Source organism: Agrobacterium tumefaciens (genome assembly GCF_005221385.1).
Lineage (GTDB): Bacteria > Pseudomonadota > Alphaproteobacteria > Rhizobiales > Rhizobiaceae > Agrobacterium > Agrobacterium tomkonis.
Genome location: NZ_CP039903.1, coordinates 2,385,029 through 2,410,000 on the forward strand (window position 1 = coordinate 2,385,029; position 24,972 = coordinate 2,410,000).

General features: G+C 59.2%; 22 protein-coding genes, 1 tRNA gene and 2 rRNA genes (1 of these 25 running past the window's edge). 7 read left to right on the plus strand and 18 right to left on the minus strand.

What is annotated here, in order from left to right; translation table 11 throughout:
- Positions 1-21 precede the first annotated feature (21 nt).
- Complete coding sequence (locus tag CFBP6623_RS12045) at positions 22-1,380, minus strand: ATP-binding protein (RefSeq protein ID WP_052760261.1); 1,359 nt, start codon at positions 1,378-1,380, stop codon at positions 22-24.
- The gene (locus CFBP6623_RS12050; RefSeq protein WP_046801585.1) at positions 1,380-2,042 is read right to left on the minus strand and encodes a response regulator transcription factor; all 663 of its coding nucleotides are present in this window, start codon (positions 2,040-2,042) and stop codon (positions 1,380-1,382) included. The genes CFBP6623_RS12045 and CFBP6623_RS12050 overlap by 1 nt, the downstream gene beginning before the upstream one ends.
- A 142-nt stretch (positions 2,043-2,184) precedes the next feature.
- Here CFBP6623_RS12050 and dsbD point away from each other — a divergent pair, with 142 nt between their 5' ends.
- Positions 2,185-4,059, plus strand: a complete 1,875-nt coding sequence (dsbD, locus tag CFBP6623_RS12055; protein WP_046801586.1) for a protein-disulfide reductase DsbD — start codon at positions 2,185-2,187, stop codon at positions 4,057-4,059.
- A complete protein-coding gene (locus tag CFBP6623_RS12060; RefSeq protein ID WP_046801587.1) occupies positions 4,056-4,664 on the plus strand; it encodes a DsbA family protein in 609 nt (202 codons plus the stop codon). Before dsbD ends, CFBP6623_RS12060 begins: the two co-directional genes overlap by 4 nt.
- A gap of 99 nt (positions 4,665-4,763) precedes the next feature.
- Here CFBP6623_RS12060 and CFBP6623_RS12065 read toward each other — a convergent pair whose 3' ends face one another.
- From CFBP6623_RS12065 to CFBP6623_RS12125, 13 genes are all read right to left on the minus strand, one after another.
- A complete protein-coding gene (locus tag CFBP6623_RS12065) occupies positions 4,764-5,426 on the minus strand; it encodes a DsbA family protein (protein ID WP_052760262.1) in 663 nt (220 codons plus the stop codon).
- Between the two features lie 34 nt (positions 5,427-5,460).
- Positions 5,461-6,189 carry a L,D-transpeptidase gene (locus CFBP6623_RS12070; RefSeq protein WP_080841850.1) on the minus strand — a complete coding sequence of 243 codons (729 nt, stop codon included), beginning with the start codon at positions 6,187-6,189 and terminating at the stop codon, positions 5,461-5,463.
- Positions 6,190-6,490: 301 nt separating this feature from the next.
- On the minus strand, positions 6,491-7,603 hold the full coding sequence (locus CFBP6623_RS12075) for an endonuclease/exonuclease/phosphatase family protein (protein ID WP_046801588.1): 1,113 nt from the start codon (positions 7,601-7,603) through the stop codon (positions 6,491-6,493).
- A 202-nt stretch (positions 7,604-7,805) separates the two neighbouring features.
- The gene (locus tag CFBP6623_RS12080; protein ID WP_080841849.1) at positions 7,806-9,200 is read right to left on the minus strand and encodes an FGGY family carbohydrate kinase; all 1,395 of its coding nucleotides are present in this window, start codon (positions 9,198-9,200) and stop codon (positions 7,806-7,808) included.
- Positions 9,200-10,462, minus strand: coding sequence for an FAD-dependent oxidoreductase (locus CFBP6623_RS12085; RefSeq protein ID WP_046801590.1), 1,263 nt, complete (start codon positions 10,460-10,462; stop codon positions 9,200-9,202). The genes CFBP6623_RS12080 and CFBP6623_RS12085 overlap by 1 nt, the downstream gene beginning before the upstream one ends.
- Entirely contained in the window at positions 10,459-11,856 is a 1,398-nt protein-coding gene (locus CFBP6623_RS12090) for an NAD(P)/FAD-dependent oxidoreductase (protein WP_046801591.1), read from the minus strand. Before CFBP6623_RS12090 ends, CFBP6623_RS12085 begins: the two co-directional genes overlap by 4 nt.
- Before the next feature lie 180 nt (positions 11,857-12,036).
- Positions 12,037-12,831, minus strand: a complete 795-nt coding sequence (locus CFBP6623_RS12095) for an ABC transporter permease (RefSeq protein WP_046801592.1) — start codon at positions 12,829-12,831, stop codon at positions 12,037-12,039.
- Between the two features lie 12 nt (positions 12,832-12,843).
- Positions 12,844-13,722, minus strand: a complete 879-nt coding sequence (locus CFBP6623_RS12100; protein ID WP_046801593.1) for an ABC transporter permease — start codon at positions 13,720-13,722, stop codon at positions 12,844-12,846.
- Positions 13,719-14,792: an ABC transporter ATP-binding protein gene (locus tag CFBP6623_RS12105; protein WP_046801594.1), complete on the minus strand. Its 1,074-nt coding sequence runs from the start codon at positions 14,790-14,792 to the stop codon at positions 13,719-13,721. Before CFBP6623_RS12105 ends, CFBP6623_RS12100 begins: the two co-directional genes overlap by 4 nt.
- A 270-nt stretch (positions 14,793-15,062) precedes the next feature.
- Entirely contained in the window at positions 15,063-16,103 is a 1,041-nt protein-coding gene (locus tag CFBP6623_RS12110) for an ABC transporter substrate-binding protein (protein WP_080841848.1), read from the minus strand.
- 62 nt (positions 16,104-16,165) lie between these two features.
- Positions 16,166-16,831: an RraA family protein gene (locus CFBP6623_RS12115; protein WP_046801596.1), complete on the minus strand. Its 666-nt coding sequence runs from the start codon at positions 16,829-16,831 to the stop codon at positions 16,166-16,168.
- A gap of 14 nt (positions 16,832-16,845) precedes the next feature.
- Positions 16,846-17,628: a carbon-nitrogen hydrolase family protein gene (locus CFBP6623_RS12120; RefSeq protein WP_046801597.1), complete on the minus strand. Its 783-nt coding sequence runs from the start codon at positions 17,626-17,628 to the stop codon at positions 16,846-16,848.
- A 147-nt stretch (positions 17,629-17,775) separates the two neighbouring features.
- Positions 17,776-18,684, minus strand: a complete 909-nt coding sequence (locus tag CFBP6623_RS12125) for a LysR family transcriptional regulator (RefSeq protein ID WP_046801598.1) — start codon at positions 18,682-18,684, stop codon at positions 17,776-17,778.
- Positions 18,685-19,067: 383 nt separating this feature from the next.
- Between CFBP6623_RS12125 and CFBP6623_RS12130 the strand changes: the two genes are divergently transcribed.
- From CFBP6623_RS12130 to CFBP6623_RS12150, 5 genes are all read left to right on the plus strand, one after another.
- Positions 19,068-19,634: a YceI family protein gene (locus CFBP6623_RS12130; protein ID WP_046801599.1), complete on the plus strand. Its 567-nt coding sequence runs from the start codon at positions 19,068-19,070 to the stop codon at positions 19,632-19,634.
- Between the two features lie 105 nt (positions 19,635-19,739).
- Entirely contained in the window at positions 19,740-19,985 is a 246-nt protein-coding gene (locus tag CFBP6623_RS12135) for a hypothetical protein (protein ID WP_052760263.1), read from the plus strand.
- Positions 19,986-19,990: 5 nt separating this feature from the next.
- Positions 19,991-20,497, plus strand: coding sequence for a sigma-70 family RNA polymerase sigma factor (locus CFBP6623_RS12140; RefSeq protein WP_046801600.1), 507 nt, complete (start codon positions 19,991-19,993; stop codon positions 20,495-20,497).
- Positions 20,494-21,273 carry an anti-sigma factor family protein gene (locus CFBP6623_RS12145; RefSeq protein ID WP_046801601.1) on the plus strand — a complete coding sequence of 260 codons (780 nt, stop codon included), beginning with the start codon at positions 20,494-20,496 and terminating at the stop codon, positions 21,271-21,273. Before CFBP6623_RS12140 ends, CFBP6623_RS12145 begins: the two co-directional genes overlap by 4 nt.
- 3 nt (positions 21,274-21,276) lie before the next feature.
- Positions 21,277-21,909 (plus strand): cytochrome b, encoded by a 633-nt coding sequence (locus CFBP6623_RS12150; RefSeq protein ID WP_046801602.1) that lies wholly within the window; start codon positions 21,277-21,279, stop codon positions 21,907-21,909.
- Positions 21,910-21,975: 66 nt separating this feature from the next.
- Here the strand turns inward: CFBP6623_RS12150 and CFBP6623_RS12155 are convergent.
- The 3 genes from CFBP6623_RS12155 to CFBP6623_RS12165 form a co-directional block, all read right to left on the minus strand.
- A tRNA-Met gene (locus CFBP6623_RS12155) sits at positions 21,976-22,052 on the minus strand.
- A gap of 226 nt (positions 22,053-22,278) precedes the next feature.
- Positions 22,279-22,393 (minus strand): 5S ribosomal RNA (gene rrf / locus CFBP6623_RS12160).
- A 255-nt stretch (positions 22,394-22,648) separates the two neighbouring features.
- A 23S ribosomal RNA gene (locus CFBP6623_RS12165) occupies positions 22,649-24,972 on the minus strand; it runs 562 nt beyond the window's last position.

Here is a 24,972-nt window from a genome sequence, read left to right on the forward strand (position 1 = left end):
GCCGCCCCGTGGCGGCCTCCTTTATAACTCAAGCGATACTGCGAACCGCTGACCGAATTGCGAAAACTGCAATCGCCCGCCCAGCCGGTCGATGGCCATCTTGACAATGGCAAGCCCAAGGCCGCTTCCACCGGGTTCCGATCGCGGCGAACGGTAGAAACGCTGCAGCACCCGTTCCTGTTCTTCCATCGCGATCCCCGCCCCTTCGTCGATGACCACCACATTGACCTTGCCGTTTGCCAGTTCCGCCCGGCATTCCACCGTCGATCCCTTCGGCGAGTGCTGTACGGCATTTTCCATCACGTTACGGATCGCAAGACGAAGCAGGGACCGATCCGCCTCGATGAGGATCCTATCCGCCTCTTCCGAAAGCTGGCAGGTAATTTCAACCTCGCGTGCTCGCCTGAGCGGCTCCAGCTCCTGTATGACATCGAGGACCAAACGGGGAATGTCGACGCCGGATTTCACCGCCTGCGCTTCGGTGGCGTCGACGGTAGCCAGATCGATAAGCTGTTTTGCCATCCGGCTTGTCCGGTCAACGCTCTGTTCGATGCGCCGCAGCGCCTGTTGCTGCACCTCGGGATCGGTGGAACGCATGGCCACCTGCGCCTGTGTCTTCAGGCCGGCAAGTGGCGTCTTCATTTCATGTGCGGCATAGGTCGTGAACTCCCGTTCCCTTTCCCGCGTCGCCTGCACACGCGCCAGAAGGCTGTTCAGCGCGTGGATCATCGGCCGAAGCTCTGATGGCGTTCCCTTGTCGGCAAAGCCGTGGAGTTCAGTCGCGTCGCGCGCTTTCATGCCGTTTGCGAGCTTTTGCAAGGGGGCAAGCCCCCGGGAAACACACAGCCAGATAAGGCCAGCCATCAATGGCATGATGAAAAGCGCCGGATAAAGAAGCCCCTTGATGACATCGTCAACCAGCCGGTCGCGAACCTCGACACTGTCACCCACCAGAACCCTGACACCGAGGTCCGGCTTCACGACCGCATAGACGCGCCATTCGATGCCGTTGATGACCGTATTCTGGAAGCCCGAGGCATGATCCGAAAGGGAAGCATCCGGGGCGCTGTCCGATTTGCTGAGCAGACGGCCGCTGATGGACCATATCTGGCAGGCGAGCTGGCGTTCGTAGGAGGGGATCGCCGCCGCATCAGCGTCCGCGTCCTCATCATGCGTCGGTGAATGGCCGTCTATCAGGCGGATATCGACCGGGCGGTCGCCGACGAGGGATCCGACCATTCTTGCCGATTCCACCAGCCGCGCATCGAGAACATGCTCCAGCCGCGCCTTCGTGCTGGTATAGATCCACACGCAGGCCGACAGCCAGACGAGGCCCGTCATCAGCAGGAGGACGGTAAACAATCTTGCCCGGATCGACATCACGCAACCCTCCCGACGCGGTAACCAACGCCGCGCACCGTCTCGATGAAACCGGCGCCCAGTTTGGAACGAAGCTTGTGGATGTGGACCTCAATGGTGTTGCTTTCCACATCTTCCTGCCAGCCATAGAGCTTTTCTTCCAGAACCGGCTTTGAAAAGATCATGCCGGGATTCTGCATGAGGGCATGGATGATCGCGAATTCACGGCGCGACAGAGCAATGACACTGTCATCCTTCTTCGCCACCATCTTCGCCGGATCGAGCGTCACGCCCAGCGCCGACAGCGTGCCCTCGGAACGGCCCTCGCCGCGGCGGATGATCGCCCGCAGCCGGGCGGCCACCTCATCGAGATCGAAAGGCTTACCTAGATAATCATCTGCGCCGGCATCGAGGCCGCAAATCTTGTCCGTGGTCGCATCCTTGGCGGTGAGCAGGAGGATCGGCACCCGGTTGCGCTCATTGCGGGTGTGGCGCAGAAGATCGAGGCCTGACCCGTCAGGCAACATCACATCAAGGACAACGGCGTCGAAACGGCAATTCTCAAGGGCGATTTTTGCGTCGCCAAGCGTCATGACAGCATCGACGGTGAAGCCGGCAAGCTGCAGCCCGACACGCAGACCATCAAGCAGGACATCATCGTCCTCGACCACCAACAGACGCATTGAGCACTCCATCATTCCGGCACACGGGCATTTTGATGCGCGGGAACCTGAGAAACGAACCTTAAGGCTGGCTTAAGCTTCCAGCCGGAAGCCTGCGCCATCCATGGCTTATCCCACAAGGCCTACCCCATAAGGAAAGAGAATGCGTTTCAATTTTTCGTTCGTGCTCCTCGTTCTGCTGTCCATTTGTGGACCGGCGCTCGCGCTCGGTCCGCCGATGGACATGGCGGATGCGTTCAAGCTTTCGATAGACCGCACGGGAGCGACGGCCACCTTCCGCTGGCAAGTTGCCGAGGGATATTATCTCTACCGGGAGAGCCTGCAGGCCACCACTGACGACGGAACGAAGCTCGATCTCAGGACGCCGGCTGGCGAGATGAAGGATGATCCCGGCTTCGGCAACACCGAAGTCTATTTCGGGCAAGCCGCCGCCACGCTTGCCGACGCGCCGCAGACAATGAAGCTGACATTTCAGGGATGCCAGGATGGCGGCATCTGCTATCCGTTCAGAACAGTCGCCATCGACGGGTTGCGGATCGAAGCGGAGGCGCCGTTCGGCATAAGGCCGCAGGATCCACCCGCATTTCAATCCTTCACCCCGATCGCACCGTCCGCAGAACCGGAAAAGGTGGAGCAGTCAGCACCCGCACCCGTACCCTTACCAGCACCTCTGGCCGAGCCGGGCATGGTGGAGGGTTTCCTTGCCCGGGGCGGCACCGTGCTGCTCCTCGCCTCCTTCATGGGCCTTGGCGTACTCCTCGCATTCACACCCTGCGTGTTTCCCATGTACCCCATCCTCGCGGCCACGCTCGGTCGGCAGGGCGCTTCACTGTCGCCCGGTCGCAGCTTTCTCCTCTCCTCAACCTATGTCGTCGCGCTTGCCGCCGCCTTCAGCCTGTTCGGCATACTGGCCGCATGGCTTGGCCAGAGCTTCCAGATTGCCCTCCAGTCACCACCGGCCATTCTCATCACCGCCGCCGTCTTTATCATTCTGGCGATCGCCAGTTTCGGCATGGTCGAGGTCCAGCTTCCAGCTGGCCTTCGCGACCGGCTGGCGCGATCGCAGCGTTCGCTCGGTGGATCGTTCGGCTCGACCGCCATTCTCGGTTTCAGCTCGGCGCTGCTGATTGGCCCCTGCGTGACGGCGCCGCTTGCAGGTGCACTTCTCTATATCGCCAAGACCGGCAACCTGCTGCTTGGCGCAGCGGCGCTCTTTGCGCTCGGCATCGGCAAGGGCATTCCTCTCATCCTCATCGGCACCTCCGGCGCGGCATTGCTGCCGCGGGCCGGCGCATGGATGGCACAGATACGCTGGTTGTTCGGCTTCATCTTCCTTGCCACCGCGATCTGGTATATCGACCGGCTCATTCCTCCGCCTGTAACGCTCGCGCTCGCCGCAGCGCTGCTCGTTACCATCGGTGTTTTCTTCGGTGCTTTCGACACGCTTCCGCAACAGGCCGGCATTGGCCGCCGGCTGATGAAATCGGCCAGCCTTCTTTCCATGCTTTATGGGGCGTTTCTCGCTTTCGGCGCGGCAAGCGGCGGCACCAGCATGCTGCAGCCGCTGCAATTCTCCGGCGGCTCGGTCGCAAGCCGCTCCCTGCCCGGCCTGACAAAGGCGAGTTTTGCAACGGTGAGTTCCAATGGGGAACTGAAAGCCGCGGTCGCTGAAGCAGGAAAGCCAAGCCTTGTCTACTTCACCGCGGACTGGTGCGTTTCCTGCCGCGTCATTGAGCGATCCGTTCTGAGCGATCCGCAGGTCGCAGAAAGCCTCAAGGATACAAACCTCGTCTCCGTCGATCTTTCGGACATGACGCCAGACAAACAGCAATTGATGAAGGACAGCAATGTTATCGGTCCGCCGACCATGCTGTTCTTTGACAGAAAAGGCGCCGAACTCCCCTCCATCCGCATGGTGGGCGAGATTTCAGCCCGTTCACTCATCGATGCGGCAGCGCAAACGCAGCAGGCGCTTGCAAAACCGGCAATCGACAATACCGCAGGAGCCCGCCAATGACCCTTACCCGCCGACAGCTTGTCGCTATGGCCGGCCTTGCCGCCATAGCTCCCCCATCACTTGTTTTTGCCAGGACAGACCCGACAAGCCAGGAGATGGTGCTGCACGATCCGGAAGCCCCGGTCCTCGGCAATCCGAAAGGCGACGTGACGGTGGTGGAATATTTCGACTACCAGTGCCCCTATTGCAAATCGTCCTACGGCATGGTGCGCGACGTGGTCGAACAGGATGGCAAGGTCAGACTTGTGCTGAAGGACTGGCCGGTCTTCGGCGGCGCATCGGTCATCGCGGCGCAGGCGGTGCTCGCCAGCGCCAAACTCGGCAAATATGAAAAAACGCTCGACGCCATGTTTCACACGCCGAACAAGCTGCAGCAGACCGATGTCGAAAAAGCCCTGAAGAAGGCGGGCCTGACTTTCGACGGTGTCGGCAAGGCCGTTATCGAGCATCAGGCATGGATTTCCGGCCTGCTGGATCGAAACTGGATACAGGCCGCTGCCTTCAAATTCGTCGGCACGCCATCATTTGTGGTGGGAACGACGAGCTTTGCCGGTGTCCTCGACCGCAAGGGCCTGAAGGAAGCAATCGCCAAGGCACGGGGATAGGACGGAGACGGCAAAGGGCATCGGCACTGCCACGCCCGGCCAGAATGTCGAAACGATGGTTTCAGTCCGACTGGGGCTGAAACCATCATTATCGGAACGCTACGCCTGTTCACGCGCTCTTTTGAAAAGATCCGTAAAGGCTTCCGCGCTCTGCACCGCGCCGGGAACGAGGAACTTGCCGATGATGAAGGCAGGTGTTCCGGTCAATTGCAGCGACATGGCCTGTTCATGATTGCGCGCAAGCAGATCATCGATCTCCGCCGCTTTCGATTTCATGTCACGCTCGAGACGGGCAAAGTCGATACTCGTCGCACGCACGGTGTCGCGCATCTCGTCGGCCTTCACTTTCGGCGTCTTGATCGCCATCAGCGCATCATGGACGATATGGTAGCCGTCCTGATATTTTGCCGCCAGCGCCAGTCGCGCTCCCTCGACGGAGTCAGGCGTTATGATCGGCCAGTCCTTGTAGACCATCCTGACATCCCCGTCTGCCGAGACCGCATTGCTCATGGGAACAGCCGTCTTTTTGCACCAGGGGCAATTATAGTCGAGAAAGGCGACCATGGTGAGCTTGCCGGCAGGATTGCCGGAGACGGGTGCCGCCGGATCGCGCAGGATCATCTCGAGCTTCAGACCGTTGGGCGAAGCCGCCGCCGGTGATGCGGCGGCCGAGACCACCGAAATCGAGCCGAGGAGAAAGGCACGGCGTCCGAGCCCGGCAAGGGCTGAAACATCCGCGCGGTTTCGAACGTCATGTGCCATGGTGATGGGCCTTCTTTCTTTTCCGTGTCGATCGTCAGACGCCAAGTTGCTGGCGTTTCGAGGGGTCGGGAATAACCACGATGGTGCTGCCATCCCTCACATTGTTGTAGAGGTCGATGACATCCTGGTTCAGCAGCCGTATGCAGCCGGAGGAAACCGCCTTGCCGATAGAAAAGGCCTCCGGTGTTCCGTGCAGGCGATAGAGCGTGTCCCTGCCGCCCTGATGAATGTAGAGCGCCCGCGCGCCAAGCGGGTTCTTGAGGCCGGGCGGCATTCCGCCATTGGCGATACTGTAGGGCTGAAGACTGGGCTGCCGCGCCACCATCTCATCCGGCGGCGTCCATTTTGGCCATGCCCGCTTGTAGGCAACCGTCGCCCGGCCGGCCCAGGAGAAGCCATCACGGCCGACGCCAATCCCGTAACGGGTCGCCTTGCCGCCCGGCAGAATGTGATAGAGAAACTTGTTCGGCGTATCGACGATCAGCGTACCCGGCTTTTCGTCGGACGGATAATCGACGACCTGCCGCCAGTAGCGGGGATCCACCTGCTTGATGTTTACCGCCGGGATCGGAAATGTCTCATCGGGAAGCGCCGCATACATCGCCGGCGTGACCGGCGCAGGCGTCTCGGGCAAGGGTTCGTCGTTCCTCGACAGCGTCGCCGGCTTTGGCGGCTGACCGGACGTGGCGCAACCCGCCAGCAGCCCCGCAAACCCAAGGGCAAGGAGGTTTCTGCGGGTGGTAAATATCGGGATGTCGTGCATTCTGGGCTGTGTCTCCTATTCGGCGACACATAGCCGGCCCGCACCTTAAGCCAGTCTTAAGGGCATCACCGGCATGGCAATTCGTCCAGATCAGCCGCACCGCGGATCGCCGGCCGGATAAAATGACCACCCCTTGGGGCGGCCATTTCTTCCATGTGTTCGATGCAGTTCACCAGCGGGTCAGGCCAAGCAGCTTTGCGCCGCCGAACTGGCGACAGCAGGCCTTTTTGCTGATTCCAAGGTTGGTGCCGCAATCAGCGGATTGGGTATTCCAGATCACTCGGTGCCGTCCCGGCAACATTCAAATGTCGAGATCGACCCAGAGCGCAGCATGATCGGACGCGGCGTCCTCCTGGCGCTTCACCTCATCATAGCTTTCCCACTTCTTCGGCCGAACACCCGGCCACATGCCCTTGCGGAACACGCCACCGTCCTTGACCTTTGCAAAAAGGGCGGGAGACAGCAGGATATAATCGATCTTGTTGGAGGCCGTGCACCCGCCATAGGTGCCGGGGTAACCGCCATCATCAAAAGCGTCATGCTTGAAGATGTCTTTTAACGAAGTGCCGCCAAGAAGTGGCTCCAGCGGGTCACTTTCGGGGGTATCGTTGAAGTCACCGATAACAGCGACATATTCAACGCCCCGTTCGATCAGTTTCTCGTAGATTTCGGCAATACGTTTTGCCTGGGCCTTCCGCTTGGCATCCGACTTGGCTTTCCCGCCATAACCCTTGCTCTTGAGGTGATTGACCATGACGATAAGCCGTGCGCCGGCGGGCGTGGTAATTTCATATTCCGGGCAATCGCGCGAAAAAATCGCCTCACCGTTCGGTGTGCAATCATCGACATGGCTGTGCATGGCACCGATGGGATAACCCTTGCGGGTCATCATGCCGACATCGATCCCCCGCTCGTCATTGCCGTCAATCACCATCACGTGCCGAAACGGTGTGCCGCCGATCGCCGGCAGTATCTCCCGGTTGAAGGCGGAAAGCACCGGGCGGCTCTCGACTTCAACGATACCGAGCACGTCGGCCTCAAGATCGACCATCGCCCGCGCGGTATTGCGCATGGCGTGCTCATTGACCGGCTCGTCACGCAGTTCCAGCGACCCGACCCAGTCAGCCCGGCCATCGGCAACGACCACCACACCGCCCGTCGTCGGCCGCTTGAGCAGACCGCCACGGTTTCGGCGAAGGATGACGAAAGGGCCCGTATCGGACTGCTCCATACCCAGCTCGATGACGAGCCGGCCGATCGCGACCTTGTCTGCATCACTATATTCGACCTGACCAAGCAATTGGTTCAGTGCCGCGAAACGCTCCAGAACGGGCTTTCCCTCTTCCCAGCTGCCAAGGTTCATCGCTTTGGCACGATCAAAGAGATTCTCAACGTTGTAGACAGCAAGACGCATCTGATCCTCCCCAGGTTGCAAGGATGATGCCAGTTTTACATTTCAAAGACACGACAGTTCGGTCTGCCAGAGGAAATTCACGACAGGCACGCCGATGGACAAGATCGTCCTGACATCGGCGGACGGCAAGATGGAAATCAGGTTTCAGATCGATCCCGCTGAAATCTTTACGATTCCCGCACCACGAAAACCCCGCGGAAGCTTAGGCGTTTCGCCAAGTCCGCGCATTGTCCACCGCACGTGCGAAACGATCATGATCTGCGGCATCAACCGACCCATCGGGCATGAATATCTCGGTATCGTTTCGAATGGCGGCGACATCGATACCGCACAGCTCCGCCAGACCGAGCGCCGTCAACTCCCGCATGGCCGGCACGCAGATGGTCCGGCCGCTGGCGGCGGCCAGAAAACGAGCGAAATAGCGACTATTCGACAGGCCGCCGTCGATGGAGATCGTGTTACCGATGGCAGTTGCAGCCGGCATCGCATCGATCAATCGAACCGTCAGCATGGCAATACCTTCCAGCAGCGCGCGCACCATGTCGCGCCGCTCAGTGGCATGTTCCATACCGATGAACAGCGGCACGGCCTGTCTGTCCCAATAGGGTGCAGCAAGGCCCGAAAATGCGGGCACGCATACAAGGCCGCGCCGAATGGCCGATGATCCCTCGAAACCGTCGAGTTCGTCATTATCGGTATATAAGCCGATCTTTCGCGCCCATTCCAGCGCCGCACCCGCATCGTAGACCCCTCCCTCGATGGCGAAAACGGCCGGTGCGCCTTGCCTGTGCCAGCCAATGGCCGGCAAAAGCTCCCCCGTCAGCGGGCGCTCGTTACCAGCGACAGCCAACAGGAAAGCTCCCGTGCCAAAGGTTATCTTGCAATCACCGGGTTTGCGGCAACCATGCCCATAAAGCGCCGCCTGTTGATCAACGATGGAAACGCGGACGGGCGTTGCCTCGATTGCACCGAAACCGCCATCGACAGGGCCGATGGCGGGCAGGCAATCCAGCGGCACACCGTGAAGCATGCAGAGTTCCGGGCTCCAGCCTCCCTTTGCCAGATCAAGCAGCCCGGTGCGCGACGCCGTTGCAAGATCGGTGCGGAAACAGCCGGCCAGCCGATCCAGAAAAAACGCATCGGTGGTGCCCAGCCGCAACCGCCCGGCCGCCCTTGCCTGCGCCACCGCTGGATTATGCTCGACCAGCCAGGACAGCTTGCTTGCCGAAAAATAGGGATCGGGCGGCAACCCGCAAATCTCTTTCGAACGATCCGCCGCCGATGGCGGCAGAGCGGCAAGAGCATCGGCGGTGCGGGCATCCTGCCAGACGATAACCGGCGACAGCGCCTCACCGCTCTCGGCGTCCCACGCCAGGCAACTCTCGCCCTGATTGGCGATGGCTATGGCATCCACCGGCCCGGCGGCGGCAAGCACCGCGCGGATATTGCGCAACAGTTCTTCGGGGTCATGCTCCACATGACCGGGCGCCGGATAGAACTGCGCATGGCGCAGGCTGGAGACGACCTGCGCCATGCCATCGCCGACCACAAGGCATCGGGTCGATGTCGTTCCCTGATCGATCGCTGCAATGCGCATCAATTTGTCTCTCCAACGTGAAAGGCAATCTGGCTTGCTTCAAACGCAGCGCGGGGAATGGGCACGAGCACACGGCGCTCCGGCAGCCACAGGCCGATCTTGCTCCACACTTCCGTTCCATCGAGATAAAGCGAAAGCCGGCCTTGAACACGTTTGGTAAAGCGCAGCTGAAAGTCGCGAAAAGCTGGTCGGTCAAGCCCTCGCGGACGCACCATGGTCGGTACCACGAGTTTCAGCGGGTCGGCGAAAGTGACGGGTACCACCCGGTCGTTGCAGGGTTCGCGGGCGAGATCGTCGGCAACGGCGGCACCCACGCGGCGGCCTTCGCGAAACGACCAGCCACCCGTTTCCACGGCCCGCAACAGGTTTCCGCTGGCGAAAAAGATGGGGTTGGCCATCCGGCCGTCCTGATCGATCATCGGCCCGGCGCTGCCTGCCGCCACATCGACCGCGGATGCATTCAAAAGCGCCGCCTCCGGCGTGAACCGCCCGGTCAGAAGAACACCATCGCACTTGACAGTCAGGAGACGGCCATCCGCCAGTCGGATGTCAGCCTCCTCGACACGGCCGCGCCCGCGAATGTCCATAAGCACGGCACCACAATGAAACGGCACCCCGACCAGCCGCGGAAACCATTGGAAAGGCGACCGCGCCAGCGGTTCCGGCTCTGGTTCGATCATCGCCACCGGCCGCGCGCGATGCGTCAGACAGGTCAGAAGCGCAGAGAACGAAACCAGTTCAGAACCAATGATAAGCGGCCGACGAAAAGGCATGATGCCATGAAAGGCAACATAGGATTGCAGCGCGCCGGTGGTGATCACACCCACCGGCCGGTCGCCCGGCAGAAGCAGCGCCGAGCGTGGTTTTTCCCGTGCGCCGGTGGCCAGCACGATGCGCCGGGCCTTCAAGCTCTCGACACCGCGTGCCGAGGTGACCAGCAATGCGCCATCCTGTCCGAGTTCGACCACGGAATGACCGATGCGGATATCGACACCGGCATCCTGCGCTTCCCTCTCAAGGCGTTGCGCATAGGCCGGGCCGAAATAGACGCGCCCGAATTCGCGCATGCCGAAAGGCGAGTGCGAGCAATGCCGGGGCGCCCCGCCAAGGGTCTGCTCGCGCTCGAGGATCATCACACGCGCGATGCCACGGGCTTTCAGCTCCAGAGCTGCCGCCACGCCTGCAGGGCCGCCGCCAACCACGATGACATCGGCATATGAAGCGTCTTCGCGCTCTTGCTGAAAAAGCTGCGCTGTACTCATCGCTCGTCTCCCGCGCCGACCGCGAGCGGTACGGCCAGACGGTCGCCCGTCATCGCGGCAAGCCGGGCGTTGCAATAAAACCCCTGGCAGCGCCCCATGCCGGCGCGGGTGCGCCGCCGCAGCCCGCCGAAATCGCCCGGAGGCACCGGACTGGAAAATGTCGCATCGATCTCACGCCGGGTGACGAGTTCGCAATGGCAGATAATTTCGCCATGATCAGCACGCTGCCAGTCCCGCTCGCAGGTTTCGGTCAGGTTGGGCATCGTCACGTCAGGCACCGAGAGAGGCAGGTCAAAGCGGGTGCCGAAACCTGCGTGGAGCGTCAACGCATGCTGCGCCAGCCCGAGCGCAGCGCTGAGGCCCGTGGAACGCACACCGCCGAGCGTGATCGCCAGGCGGTCCGGCCGCACGGAAATCCGGTAATGTTTCTTTTCAGACGCCGGGCGCAGGCCGGCATAGACGGCGGTCACGGAAATGGAGGCCAGCGCCGGAACGATCTCCGCGCCGCGCTTCAGCAGCGTTTCCAGCGTCGCCGTCTCCACGGTCGCACGCTCGCGATCATCCTGCTCTTCCGCCGTCGGGCCGACAAGAACATTGCCGAAGGCGGTGGGACAGACCACGATGCCCTTGGTTATCTCGGTGGGAACGGGCAGGACGATGCGCGGCACATGCCGGCGGGCGGCCTTATCGAGAACGACGAATTGTCCCTTGCGCGGCATGATGGTGAATTCGGGGGCAAGACCCAGCCGCGCATCGACGATATCGCCAAACAAGCCTGCGGCATTGACAATGCTTGCGGCAAGAATCGGACCCGCCGTTGTCTCGATCCGCCACGCGCCATCGAACGAACCGGAGAGGACTTCGGCATTGCGCACCAGTTGCGCCCCCAAACCCACCGCCTGCGTGAGATAGCCAAGCGGCGCGGACCACGGATCGATGATGTGTTCACCCGAAACTTCGAGCGCGGCGGTGAGATGGCCGGACAGGCCGGGCATGGTTTCGCGGGCCTGCCGGGCCGTGAGCAGGCCGAGTTCGGCAATACCGTTGCGCCGCCCCTGCTCGGCAATCGCCTCCAGTCTCTCCGCCTCATCCGGATTCCAGGCACAGACAAGTGCACCGGTCTTGACAAGGCTGAGGCCCATCCGCCCGTGGATGGAGAGATATTCCGCCCGACCCGCCTTTACCAGCTCCAGCTCCAGACTGCCTTCCGGCGCATCGAAGCCGGTATGGAGAATGGCGCTGTTGGCCTTCGAAGCCCCGGAGAGAATATCAGCGCCCTTCTCGATGACGACCACCTTCGCACCAGCCAGAGCGAAACGACGGGCGACCGCACAGCCGACAACTCCGGCACCGATGACGGCAACGTCGAATTCCGTGGAGAGGCTCTGGACCATCGGCTTCCCTTACCTTCGTGGTTCAAAAACGAAATCAACAGACGTGACGCGTCGCGCCGATGCAGCAGGCGTTCATCAACGGGAATGAAATTAATGCTGGTTCGAGTCAGACAGAGCTGACGCCGACCCTTCGAATTTAATCGGCCTTACGAGGAATATTTCTCGATATTTCTGCCGCCCTTATTTTACGAAAGTCTTCGTCAGGCCCGCCGTTCGGTCGACGATCAGGACGACGGTAAGCGTCAGCACGATCAGAAGAACGGAAATGGCCGCAACGAGCGGATCGGCCTGGGTCTCGACATGCTGGTACATGGCGACCGGGAGCGTTGTGATACGCGGACCGGTGAGAAACAGCGAAATCACGGCCTCATCGAACGAGACGAGAAAGGAAAGCGCCGCCGTTGCGACAACGCCCGGCGCGATCATCGGCATGGTGATGCGGCTAAAGACGGTGAACGGCGATGCCCCGAGCGTCGAGGCGGCCTCTTCGAAGATCAGCGGCAGGCCGGCGAGCGACGTGGTGAGCACACGCAGGGCATAGGGCAGCACGATGATGAGATGCGCGATCACCAGGCCGGTGAACGTGCCGAGCAGACCTGCACCGGCGAAAACGATCAGGATCGCAAGACCGAGAACGATGGTCGGCAGAAGCAGGGGCGCAGTGAAGAAGGCAAGCAATGCGTCAGCACCGATCACCCGCATGCGGACGATGGCGTAGGAGGCGGGCAGCGCAATCAGCATCGACAGCACCGTGACGATGACGGCGAGGAGCGTACTGGTGCCCAGCGCGCCAATCATCTTGGAATTGTGCATGAGGTCAATATACCAGCGCAGGCTCCAGCCGGAAGGCGGAAAGGTCATGTAGCTGTCGGCTGAAAAAGAGATCGGCACGACGAGCACCACGGGCGCAAGCAGAAAGAGGAACATGACAAAGGCGACAATTTTCAGCGCCAGCGGAACGGGACGTTCTTCCATCGTCGATCTCCTTTAAAGAACAGCCCGCAGAAGCCGGGAATAGAGCACGAGGGCGGCACCGAAAATCACAAGGATGATCATCGAAAGCGTCGCGGCGAGAGGCCAGTTGAGCGTCACAATGGCCTGATCGTAGATTTCCGTCGCCAGCAGGAAGACGCGCCCGCCGCCGAGCAGCTTGGGGGTGATGAACGAGCTGACGGCGAGAACGAAGGAGAGCAGGCAACCGAGCGCCACGCCGGGCATGGTGAGCGGCACGATAATCCGCCAGAAGACTTTCCAGGGCGATGCGCCGAGCGTTTCGGCAGCCTCCTCGACCCGTGGATCAAGCCTGCCGAAACCGGCAAGCAATGCCAGGATCATGTAGGGCATCAGGATTTCGGTGAGGCCGATGACCACGCCGATCTTGTTAAACAACAGGCGCACGCCGCTTTCAGCACCCAGTGCAAAGAGGATGTTGTTGATGAGCCCGTCATCCGCAAGGATCGCGATCCAGCCATAGGTGCGCACCACGGCCGAGGTGAGCAGCGGCGAAATGACCAGCACCAGTAGCAGCGTCTTCCAGCGGCCCTGCGCCCGGTGGAGGTAAAGCGCGATCGGATAGGAGGCGATGAGCGTCAGAACAGTGATCATAAGGCTGGTCAGGATGCTCTGGCCGATCAGCTCGATATAAAAACCGTCGGTAAGCGTGGATGACCAGTTTTCAAGTGTGTGGGCCTCCCCGAGACCGCCGCCACCAAGGCTTTCACGGAAGGAAAGCAGCAACAGGTTGAAGACGGGCATCACGAAAGCCAGACCGTTGACTGCGATGATCGGTCCAAGCAGGAGGGTTGCAAGAAATACGATGGACGAGGTGCGGCTGCCGGGAGCCGTGATCATGACTGACGCTGTCATGGATTCGCTCCGAAAACCAGCGTATCTTCGACGCGCCAGACGAGGCTGACTGCGCTGCCCGCCGCCACCGGCGTTTCGCCGCCGGACGTCGCGCGCTCCACGGACAATGTCTGCCCGCCCGCGGCGATCTCGTAGTGCAGGATGTCACCCGCATAATAGACATCGCGCACCTCGCCGGCGATGCGGTTGACCGGCGCGCCATCGAAATCAGGCAAAGCGTCACCGGCAACTGTCATGGCCATGCGATGCGGCCGCACCATCAGGTCGATCTTGCCGGCATGTGAGCCGGGCGCACGCAAAACCGCATCGCCGACCGTGATGCGATCGCCGGCCGCGTTGCCGACCAGCCTGTTGGTGCGGCCGACGAAGGAAGCGACGAAAGCCGTCGCCGGGCGCTCATAGAGATCATGCGGTGTGCCGAGCTGTTCGAGGCGCCCGCCATTGAGCACGGCGACCTTGTCGCACATGCTGAGCGCTTCGACCTGATCATGCGTGACGAAGATGGAGGTGATGCCGAGCTGTTTCTGGATACGGCGGATTTCGGCCCGCATCTCATCGCGCAGCTTGGCGTCGAGATTGGAGAGCGGTTCGTCAAACAGAAGGATTGAGGGCTGGATGACGAGTGCGCGCGCCAGTGCGACCCGCTGCTGCTGGCCGCCGGAAAGCTGGGCGGGACGGCGGTCCTCGCGCCCTTCCAGATGCACCATGGCAATGGCTTCACGCGCGCGGCGTTCGGCCTCGGCAGCCGGCACCTTGCGCATCTCAAGACCGAACATGACGTTCTTGAGAACCGTCATGTGAGGGAAAAGCGCGTAGCTCTGGAAAACGAGGCCGATGTCGCGCTTGTAAGGCGCAAGCTGCGTCACGTCCTTGCCGCCAATCAAGATCGAACCTGAGGAGACGGGAGAGAGACCCGCAATCATGCGCAGCGATGTCGACTTGCCGCAGCCGGAAGGACCCAAGAAGGCAACCAGTTCGCCCTTGGGAATCTCGAGGTTGAGATCATCTACGGCGACCATGGTCTCGTAGCGCTTGGTCAGTGAACGAATCGAGAGGAATCCTGGCTGCATGGTGTCTGAAGTTCCCATTCTGGCTTTTTGCCTTTCTCCAGGACATGTCCGGCCGGTTAGGCCTGTCCCTTGATCTATACAGTCGCAGCAGAACTTCGCTGCGCTGTTTCACGGCGTTTCCCGTATCGCAGACATGTCAGAGGCCAAAGGAAATGCATGTCCGTCTTACCCACCCCCTCCGCCGACCAGAGCGTCGACAGAGGGATGCAATGTTTTTGTCCTTCCGCAGCCGCATGGGTGATGCGAAAGATCTGCCATTCTGCATGAGCCTTAGCGGCTGAGCGGGATGACCTTGCGACGCCAGTCCTGCGTGATCTGGTCGCGGACCTTTGAAAGGCCGATCCAATCGACCGGAATGACCTTGTCCATCGCCTTGATGACCGTGCGCTCGCTGACATCGTCGGCAACAGTGGCCTTGGTGTTGGTCGGTGCATAATACATGGCGGCGGTGAAGGCAGCCTGGGCTTCAGGGCTCAGCGCATAATCGACGAATTTACGCGCCCCCTCGGACGATGGGCCGCCCTTGACGAGATTGAGCGTATTGATCTGGAGGATCGTGCCTTCCTTGGGAAGCGCAACCTTCATCTTGCCCTTGGAGCCATCGGCATTCACCTGGCTGCGGGCATTCCAGCCCACGCCCAGTGAAACCTGGCCGTTGACGACATTCGGATAGACTTCCGGCTTCGGCTCCCAGGTCTGAATGTTTGGCGCAACTTCAGCCATCGCATTGATGCCGGCGTCGATATTCTTGATGAAGTCAGTGCCGCCATTCATGTGGTCCATGATGATGGTCGTGCCGATACCGACAATATCGGGCGCGCTCAACATGGCGACTTTCCCCTTGAGGGCACTGTCCTTCAGAGCGTTCCAGCTGTCCGGAGCAGTCTTGATCGCATCGGTATTATAGATGAGCACAAGATTGTCGAACGTCACCCCAACGCCGGCCACACCTTCGAAACGGGCGTTAGGAAAGAGGTCGGCGGCGTTCTTGGTCACGCTTTCATCGATCTTGTCGAACAGACCTTCATCCGTCCCGGTTTTGGCAACGGAGACGTCCATCAGCGCGACGTCGGCCTGCGGCGCAGCCTTCTGGGCGCGCAGCGAACCAAGCATGGCGGCGGAACCCTGCTGCGGGAAATATTCAACCTTGATGTCAGGGTTGGCGGCCATGAAAGGCTCGATGACGGCCTTGGTATAACGCTCCTGGAAAAGGCCGCTATAGCCGAGGAACGTTACGGTCTGCTGGGCGTGCGCCGACAGAGCAGCCGCGCCAAGCATGAGAATCCCGCTCAGAAGTATAGATTTCTTCATTGTCCTGTTCTCCTCTATTATTATTGGGAGTGGCGGACTGGTCCGCCACCCGTAAGGCGGTGTCAGGCGCTCAGCTTGGCCTGAACGAGCTTGTTGGCACCGGAAATATCCGGCAACTTCTCGCCGTTGCGCAGACGCTCCAGAAGCACGAGTTCAGCTTCCTGCATGCCGATGGCGCGCTCGGCCATGGCACGGGCCTGGCTGGGATGAAGGGCGACAACGCCGCTTTCATCGCAAAGGATCGCATCGCCCGGATTGATCATCTGGCCACCGACGCTGATCGGAACATTGATCGCGCCTTCAAGGCCAAGGATCTTGGTGGTGATCGGCGAAGGGCCGCGGCACCACATGGGCATGTCGACCTTGACGAACTCCGAAAAGTCGGTCGCCGGGCCATCGACCACACCAGCCTTGACGCCGGCCATTTTCATCGTGTTGGTGATGACGCCGCCCCAGCAGGCGTGGCGAGTGTCACCGCAGCGATCGATGAGCACGATATCGCCCGGGCGCACAATCTGCGTCAGGTAGTGAAGCATGGTCGAATCGGCGTTCGGGATGCGCAGCGTGACGGCGGTGCCGGCCACCCGCTTGCCCGGAAGGACCGCGCGGATTTCCGGATCGACGAAACCGGAATGAAGCACATGGCCGATCGTTGCGACCTCGACCTTTTCAAGAAGCTCGACGATATCGGCGTCGATCTGCTCCGGCATGGGATTGACGATAAACATAAGTCTTTCTCCGATCAGAGCACGTGGTGGTTTGCCACCGGCACGTTGGCGCGCACCTTGGCCGAATAGTCGAAATCGAGGGCAGCGCCGGCGGTCCCGACGGTGTCTGAGCACTGCGCGACGATGTGGCCCCAGGGATCGATGACCATGGAATGCCCCCAGCAGGCCTTTTTGCCACCCGCATGGGTGCCGATCTGGCCGACAGCCAGAAAGTAGGTCTGGGTTTCGACGGCGCGGGCGCGGGCCAGCACTTCCCAATGGTCCTTGCCCGTCATAAGGGTGAAGGCGGCCGGCAGAACGATCACGTCCGCCCCCCTGTCCCGCAGGGCGCGGAACAGTTCCGGGAAGCGGATATCGTAGCAGATGCCGCAACCAACCGTCTTGTCGCCAACCTTATAGGTCACAACGTCTTCACCGCGGGCGACGGAGTCGGACTCACGGTAGCTGATACCGTTCGGCGTATCGACGTCGAACAGGTGCATCTTGCGGTAACGGGCAATCTGCTTACCGTCAGGACCAAAAACGAGCGTCGAATTGTAGAAACGGTTGCCTTCCTTCTCGACGATGGAACCGGCATGCAGCGTGATCGCGTGCTTTTTGGCGAGGCCCGAAAGCAGCGTATAGATTTCGCCATCGGGAAATTCTTCCCCGCTTTCATGCATCTCCTGAGGATTATCGCCAAGAAATGCAAAGTATTCCGGAAGAACAACAAGGTCAGGATTATCTGCCTTGACTGTCTTTTCGATAAGATCGGCAGCAACCTTAAGATTTTCTGCCTTGTCGTTCTGTGTATTCATTTGAACAAGTGAGACTTTCACGTTGCTCTCCTCTCATGTTGCGAGGAGAATTAAGAACGGGAACGGTTTTCATGACAAACGGAAAAACTCTATCGGAACCCATAAGGTAAGCTTATAGATTAATCATTTCGTGTTGCAGCGCAAAATTTAGGCGGGAACGGTCATCCATTGTGTTGTGGTTTCACTGACGATTTCCGTCGCCATGTCGGCAATGGCCCGGGCGAGCGCGTTGTCGCCACGTTCCTGATAAACAGTGTGGAATGTCAGAGGCGGTACCGCAGGCACGATATCGAGGATACGTGCTTCGCCGGACTTGATGATGCCGTCCACCAGCACGCGCGGCAACGCGCCAACACCGACGGCCGCTGCCACGAGGCGGGTCATGATCGACAGGGAATTGGAATTATAAATACGGCTGTCAGACAGTCCGTGGGCATCGAGCAGCGCACGCAATGCCTGATGCGGCTGGGAGCCGGTCGAGAAGGTAAGTAATGGAAAATGCGCGATATCTTCGAGCGTGACCCCTGTTTCCGGCAATGGCAGATCAACCGCGCCAACCCAACAGGACTCGAACGTGCAGAGCGGCGAATTATAGATATTCGCAGCCATGACCGGTCCCATGATGAAACCGACATCCACTTCACCGTTCTGAATGCGCTGGGATAATTTCAGGCTGGTATCGATGGTCAGATCCAGGCTGACACCGGGATATTGTTCGTTCATCCGACGAATAAGAAGCGGCAACCAGGCATAGACAATGGTATCCGCGGCGCCGATACGCACGGTGCCTCTCAGCGCCTCGCGACTGCTCACGATCTGTCGGAATTCCCCGGTCAGGTTGACGATCTTTTCGGCATGCTGCAGCGCCAGACGACCGGCCGGCGTCAGGTTGACGCAGCGCACATCGCGGGTGAACAACACGACGCCAAGCTCTCTTTCCAGAGCCGCAATCCGGTTGGACACCGACGCCTGAGTGGTGTGCAGACGTTCCGCCGCTGCCGAAAAGCTGTTCAACCGTGCAGCCCAGAGGAAGGTTTCGAGAAATCGCGTATTCATGAGGTAAAATCTTCTCGCATGGCTCCGCGATCCAGCAATGCATTGCCGGCTTCGTCTTGCCCTTGGCCCTTGTGGTTCGAGTGCCAGTATGTCCGATGCAGACGCCCATAAGCAAGGGATCGGCGTCGAGTCACTAGGCACGGTGCGCGACACACTCATCGAGCCGCCGATCCCGGTGGCTTTCGCGACCATTCAGACCGGGTCGAGCTCAATGATTTGCCGCTCTTTTCCGCCTCCCGAAACGTCAGACGTAAGCCGCCTTGAGCAACTTCATGACCGAAACTTTAAAAGGCCCAATGGCTCCAACGGAACGGATGTGGATTAAACAGCTTCCTGCAGTGTTCTCTTGGGTATGACTACGCGCGTACAAAGGAGCTTGCGCCGTGAAATCCGCCTATTCCGCCACCTTCTTGCTTGTGACATTGGCTTGCACGCCCGTGTCTGCCAATCCGTTCTCTTCCGCCGCCGGACATTATCGAATTGATTCCGCGTCTCACATCGGGTTTTCAATTGCGCAAGTTGCCGGCCCGGGAATCAAGGGCACCATTCCCGACATATCCGGCCGCTTCGACATCGACCCGGACCAGCCTTCCAGGTCCTTCGTGGAAATCAAACTGAACCCTTCCAGCGTCCAGACGGGGCAGGAACGCGTGGAAAATTTCCTGCGATCCAGTGCGGTTTTTAATATCGCCGCCTATCCGCAAATCATGTTCCGCTCCAGCCGCATTACCCAGGACGGACCGCGTAGCGCGGTGATCGAAGGCGTCCTGACGGCGAGAGGTGTATCCAGGCCCGAAACGTTTCATGCAACATTCGTTGAACAGCAAAAGGGATCCGTCACCTTCCACGTCACCGGAAATGTCCCCCGGATGCCCTATGGCATGGGTGTCGGCGTACCGCTCTATTCGAATACCGTCACGTTCGACATAGATTTGAAGGGCGTCAGATAGAACGAAAAGCCAAAAAAAACGTGGCGTGGGATTAAGCGCAGCTGGCTGGTGTTCTGTTTAATATCGGACATGTTGTCCGACCCGTTCCTCTCAAAGGACTGACTTATGCATGTACATCATCTCGTCGATGGATCGTCGGCCGGCTATGATGATTGCGCGAAGAAATGGCTGCCACGCGCCGCCTCTAAAACCCACGCGGCGGATGATGACGACAAACCGATCGCCCGCAAGAATAGGACGATGCAGTGGTTATATGGCGGAAAGCCGCCGTATCGCTGGGAGATGAACGAGAAGCCCGGCAACGTCACAGATGATGGCGTCGGCAATATCTGGCACATTATCAAGGAATAGCACCCATGCCGGATTTTCTGGACGAGATTACAGGTTGCATACCAGCGCTTCGACGCTACGCGAATGCGCTCACGCACGACCGCGACACAGCTGACGATCTGGTTCAGGACTGCCTGGAAAGGGCCATCCGTAAAAAGGCATTGTGGCGACCGCAGGGTCCGTTGCGCCCCTGGTTGTACCGGGTGCTTATCAACATCTACCGCAACAATCTGCGCGGTCGAAATCGGCGACCGTCGCAAATCCCGATTGATGACGTTGCGGAACAGCTGTTCGTGCCGGCGGCGCAGACAAGCCGGATAGCACTTACCGAAATGGCCCGCGCTATTGACAAACTCTCCGGCGAACAGCGGGAGGCGCTCCTCCTCGTCGTCGTCGAAGGTCTAAGTTATGCGGAAGCGGCAAAGATTCTTGAAATTCCGTTGGGCACTCTGATGTCCCGTCTGGGGCGAGCCCGAACAGCCTTGGCCCGAATGACCCAGGAAGACCAGCCAAACCTCAAGGTGATAAAATGACTGGCAGCCAGCCGCAGATAACAGAAGCCGATCTTATCTCTTATGTCGACGGGCAGCTTGAGGACCAGCGGCGTGACGCCGTTCGTACCCATCTCGCCGCCAATCCCGCTGACGCACGCAAGGTTGAGCTATGGCAGCAGCAAAATGCCACGTTGGCGGCTCTCTATCCTCCTCTTGATACAGGCGTTCTACCCGAACGCCTTGATGTTTATGGCATGGAGCGGCGATTGCGCTCAGAGCGCGCCGATTGGCGCAATATGGCGGCGGCATCCATCCTTGTTCTGGCTGTTGGACTGACAGGCGGCTGGTTCGGGCGCGGGCTTGTATCACAGGTCGCGGAGCCTGCCCGTTCCATCGTGGCGGATGCAGCGCAGGCACATCAATTGTTCGCGAGCGACGTTCTCCATCCCGTGGAGGTTCGCGCCGATGGCGAGGACGCTGCCAATCTGCCAAAATGGCTGTCGAAACGGCTCGATCGCAAACTGAATATCCCGGACCTTACGCGCCATGGTCTGTCCCTTGTCGGCGGCCGGTTGCTGCCGAGTTCCGAAGGCGCCGCAGCCCAGCTTATGTACGAAGACAAAAGTGGACAGCGTGTCACTCTTTATATCGTGGCTGCGGCCAACTCGAGCGACACCGCCATGCGGCGCTCCAATGTCGGCTCGCTGGAAACCGTATCCTGGGACGACGAGACGATCCGCTGCGCCCTGGTTGGCAACCTGCCATCCGACCGCATGGATGCCATTGCCAAAGACACCTATCAACAGCTGAGTTAGCCGATGACACATTTCGAGGATCATCGCGATAGCGCACCGACGGATAAACCACTGTGGCGCAATTCGCCTACGTCCTTCGGGCTGGTGGCGATCGCCTTCCATTGGACGATCGCGATCCTATTCCTCGCGCAGCTTGCGCTGGGATATCTGATGAGCCGCGACAACATCGACCCGGTGCTTCAGTTTGACCTTTTTCAGTACCATAAGTCGATTGGATTTCTGGTGCTGGCCCTTGCCGTGCCGCGTTTCATTTGGTCAGTTTTCAGCAGAAAGCCACGGCCACCTGATAGCGACGGTCCAGTTTCCCGGCTGGGCGCCCGGGCCGCTCACGCTGCATTGCTGTTCCTCACCTTGGCTGTTCCCCTCGCCGGCTGGGCGGTCGCGTCGACATCTCCTCTGCAAATCCCCAGCTATGTATTCGATCTCATCGTCGTGCCGGGGTTACCCATGGCAATCTCCGACCAATCCGAAGCCTTTTGGACTGATGTTCACGCTACTCTGGCGTATCTCGCAGCAGGAATTGTACTTCTTCATGTGGCAGCGGCGCTATGGCACCATTTCATCCGAAAAGATCCGACCCTTCTGCGCATGATCTCCTATCCCGCAGGCTCGAATAAAAAGAACAGGGCAGCATGATTTCTGCACAAACGCAAAAGCCCTCCGATGAGGAGGGCTTATTCGTTTGATAAGTCTTGAAGATTTTGGTTGCGGGGGCAGGATTTGAACCTGCGGCCTTCAGGTTATGAGCCTGACGAGCTACCGGGCTGCTCCACCCCGCGTTACCAGTGTAAATCCCTATGGGATTTATCGCGACTGCATCACAGGGAAGCTGTGATGCCTACTGCCGGAGCAAATTGCCGAAGGCGATTTGTCTCCTGTAAGGGACGCACGAGGCGTTTGCCTTATGTTTTAAGTCCCGGAACGACAAAAGGCCGCTATTAGCGGCCCTCTTGTATCGGCTGGGCCGAAGTTTGATTTGAGAAGATTTGATGTTGCGTTTTGCAGACCTGGCAGCGACCTACTCTCCCGCGTCTTGAGACGGAGTACCATTGGCGCTGGGGCGTTTCACGGCCGTGTTCGGAATGGGAACGGGTGCAGCCGCCCCGCGATAACCACCAGGTCGGCAAAACGCAACATTGATCATGTTTTCACATGAGTGTTGTTTCGAGAAGCTGGGTGGCATTGCCACTTTTTATCTTAATTACACGTCTTTCCGTGACTGGTCCGTTTGCCTGCCTTGCTCGAGATCGAGCGTGGCAGCCATACAGGACGCTAGTCCGTCGCGCCTTTTGGCGCGGCCCGTCCGGAGCCCTTCGGGCGTCAGGACAGAAGAATGATGTCATCGAACTTTGTTTGATGAACATGAACAATGGGAACGAAGAAGTCGATCGAGCTATTAGTAACGGTAAGCTTCACATGTTGCCATGCTTCCACACCCGTCCTATCAACGTGGTCGTCTTCCACGGCTCTGATAGGGAACACTCGTTTTCAGGTTGGTTTCCCGCTTAGATGCCTTCAGCGGTTATCCATTCCGTATATAGCTACTCTGCTATGCCCTTGGCAGGACAACAGATCCACCAGAGATACGTCCATCCCGGTCCTCTCGTACTAGGGACAGATCCTGTCAATATTCCTACACCCACGGCAGATAGGGACCGAACTGTCTCACGACGTTCTGAACCCAACTCACGTACCGCTTTAAATGGCGAACAGCCATACCCTTGGGACCTGCTCCAGCCCCAGGATGCGATGAGTCGACATCGAGGTGCCAAACAACCCCGTCGATATGGACTCTTGGGGGTCATCAGCCTGTTATCCCCGGCGTACCTTTTATCCGTTGAGCGATGGCCCTTCCACACGGGACCACCGGATCACTATGACCGACTTTCGTCTCTGCTCGACTTGTCAGTCTCGCAGTCAGGCGGGCTTATGCCATTGCACTCGACGACCGATTTCCGACCGGTCTGAGCCCACCATCGCGCGCCTCCGTTACTCTTTCGGAGGCGACCGCCCCAGTCAAACTACCCACCATACACTGTCCCGGATCCGGATAACGGACCGCGGTTAGACATCCACGAAGATAAGGGTGGTATTTCAAGGATGGCTCCACAAGAACTGGCGTCCCTGCTTCAAAGCCTACCACCTATCCTACACATGCCTTGGCGAATGCCAGTGTAAAGCTATAGTAAAGGTGCACGGGGTCTTTCCGTCTGACCGCAGGAACCCCGCATCTTCACGGGGAATTCAATTTCACTGAGTCTATGTTGGAGACAGCGGGGAAGTCGTTACGCCATTCGTGCAGGTCGGAACTTACCCGACAAGGAATTTCGCTACCTTAGGACCGTTATAGTTACGGCCGCCGTTTACTGGGGCTTCAGTTCAGAGCTTGCACCCCTCCCTTTAACCTTCCAGCACCGGGCAGGCGTCAGACCCTATACGTCGTATTGCTACTTCGCAGAGCCCTGTGTTTTTGATAAACAGTCGCTACCCCCTGGTCTGTGCCACCCCATCATAGTTGCCTAAAATGGGGTCACGCTTCTTCCGAAGTTACGCGTGCAATTTGCCGAGTTCCTTCAACATAGTTCTCTCAAGCGCCTTGGTATACTCTACCTGACCACCTGTGTCGGTTTCGGGTACGGTCTATACGGTGGAGCTATTTCCTGGAACCTCTTCGCCGCACATTCAATCCAATAAGAATGTACAACACACGAGATCCGTCACTACCACCAGGCCCACGAATATTAACGTGGTTCCCATCGACTACGCGTGTCCGCCTCGTCTTAGGGGCCGGCTAACCCTGCTCAGATTAACTTTAAGCAGGAACCCTTGGTCTTTCGGCGAGGGAGTCTCTCACTCCCTTTATCGTTACTCATGTCAACATTCGCACTTCCGATATCTCCAGCAGCCCTCACGGGTCCGCCTTCACAGACTTACGGAACGCTCCGCTACCACATGCCTTACGGCATATCCTCAGCTTCGGTGCATGGCTTTAGCCCCGTTACATTTTCGGCGCAAAGACCCTTATTTAGACCAGTGAGCTGTTACGCTTTCTTTAAATGATGGCTGCTTCTAAGCCAACATCCTGGTTGTTTTGGGATCCTCACATCCTTTCCCACTTAGCCATGACTTGGGGACCTTAGCTGGAGGTCAGGGTTGTTGCCCTTTTCACGACGGACGTTAGCACCCGCCGTGTGTCTGCCGACTAGTACTCCTCGGTATTCGGAGTTTGGTTAGGATCAGTAAGACGGTGAGTCCCCATAGCCCATCCAGTGCTCTACCCCCGAGGGTATTCGGTCGACGCTCTACCTAAATAGATTTCGCGGAGAACCAGCTATTTCCGAGTTTGATTGGCCTTTCACCCCTAGCCACAAGTCATCCCAATCTATTGCAACAGATACGGGTTCGGCCCTCCAGTTGGTGTTACCCAACCTTCAGCCTGCTCATGGCTAGATCACTCGGTTTCGGGTCTAATGCAACTAACTCAATCGCCCTATTCAGACTCGCTTTCGCTGCGCCTACACCTACCGGCTTAAGCTTGCTAGTTACACTAAGTCGTTGACCCATTATACAAAAGGTACGCCGTCACCCTTGCGGGCTCCGACTGTTTGTAGGCATCCGGTTTCAGGTTCTATTTCACTCCCCTCGTCGGGGTGCTTTTCACCTTTCCCTCACGGTACTTGTTCGCTATCGGTCATGCAC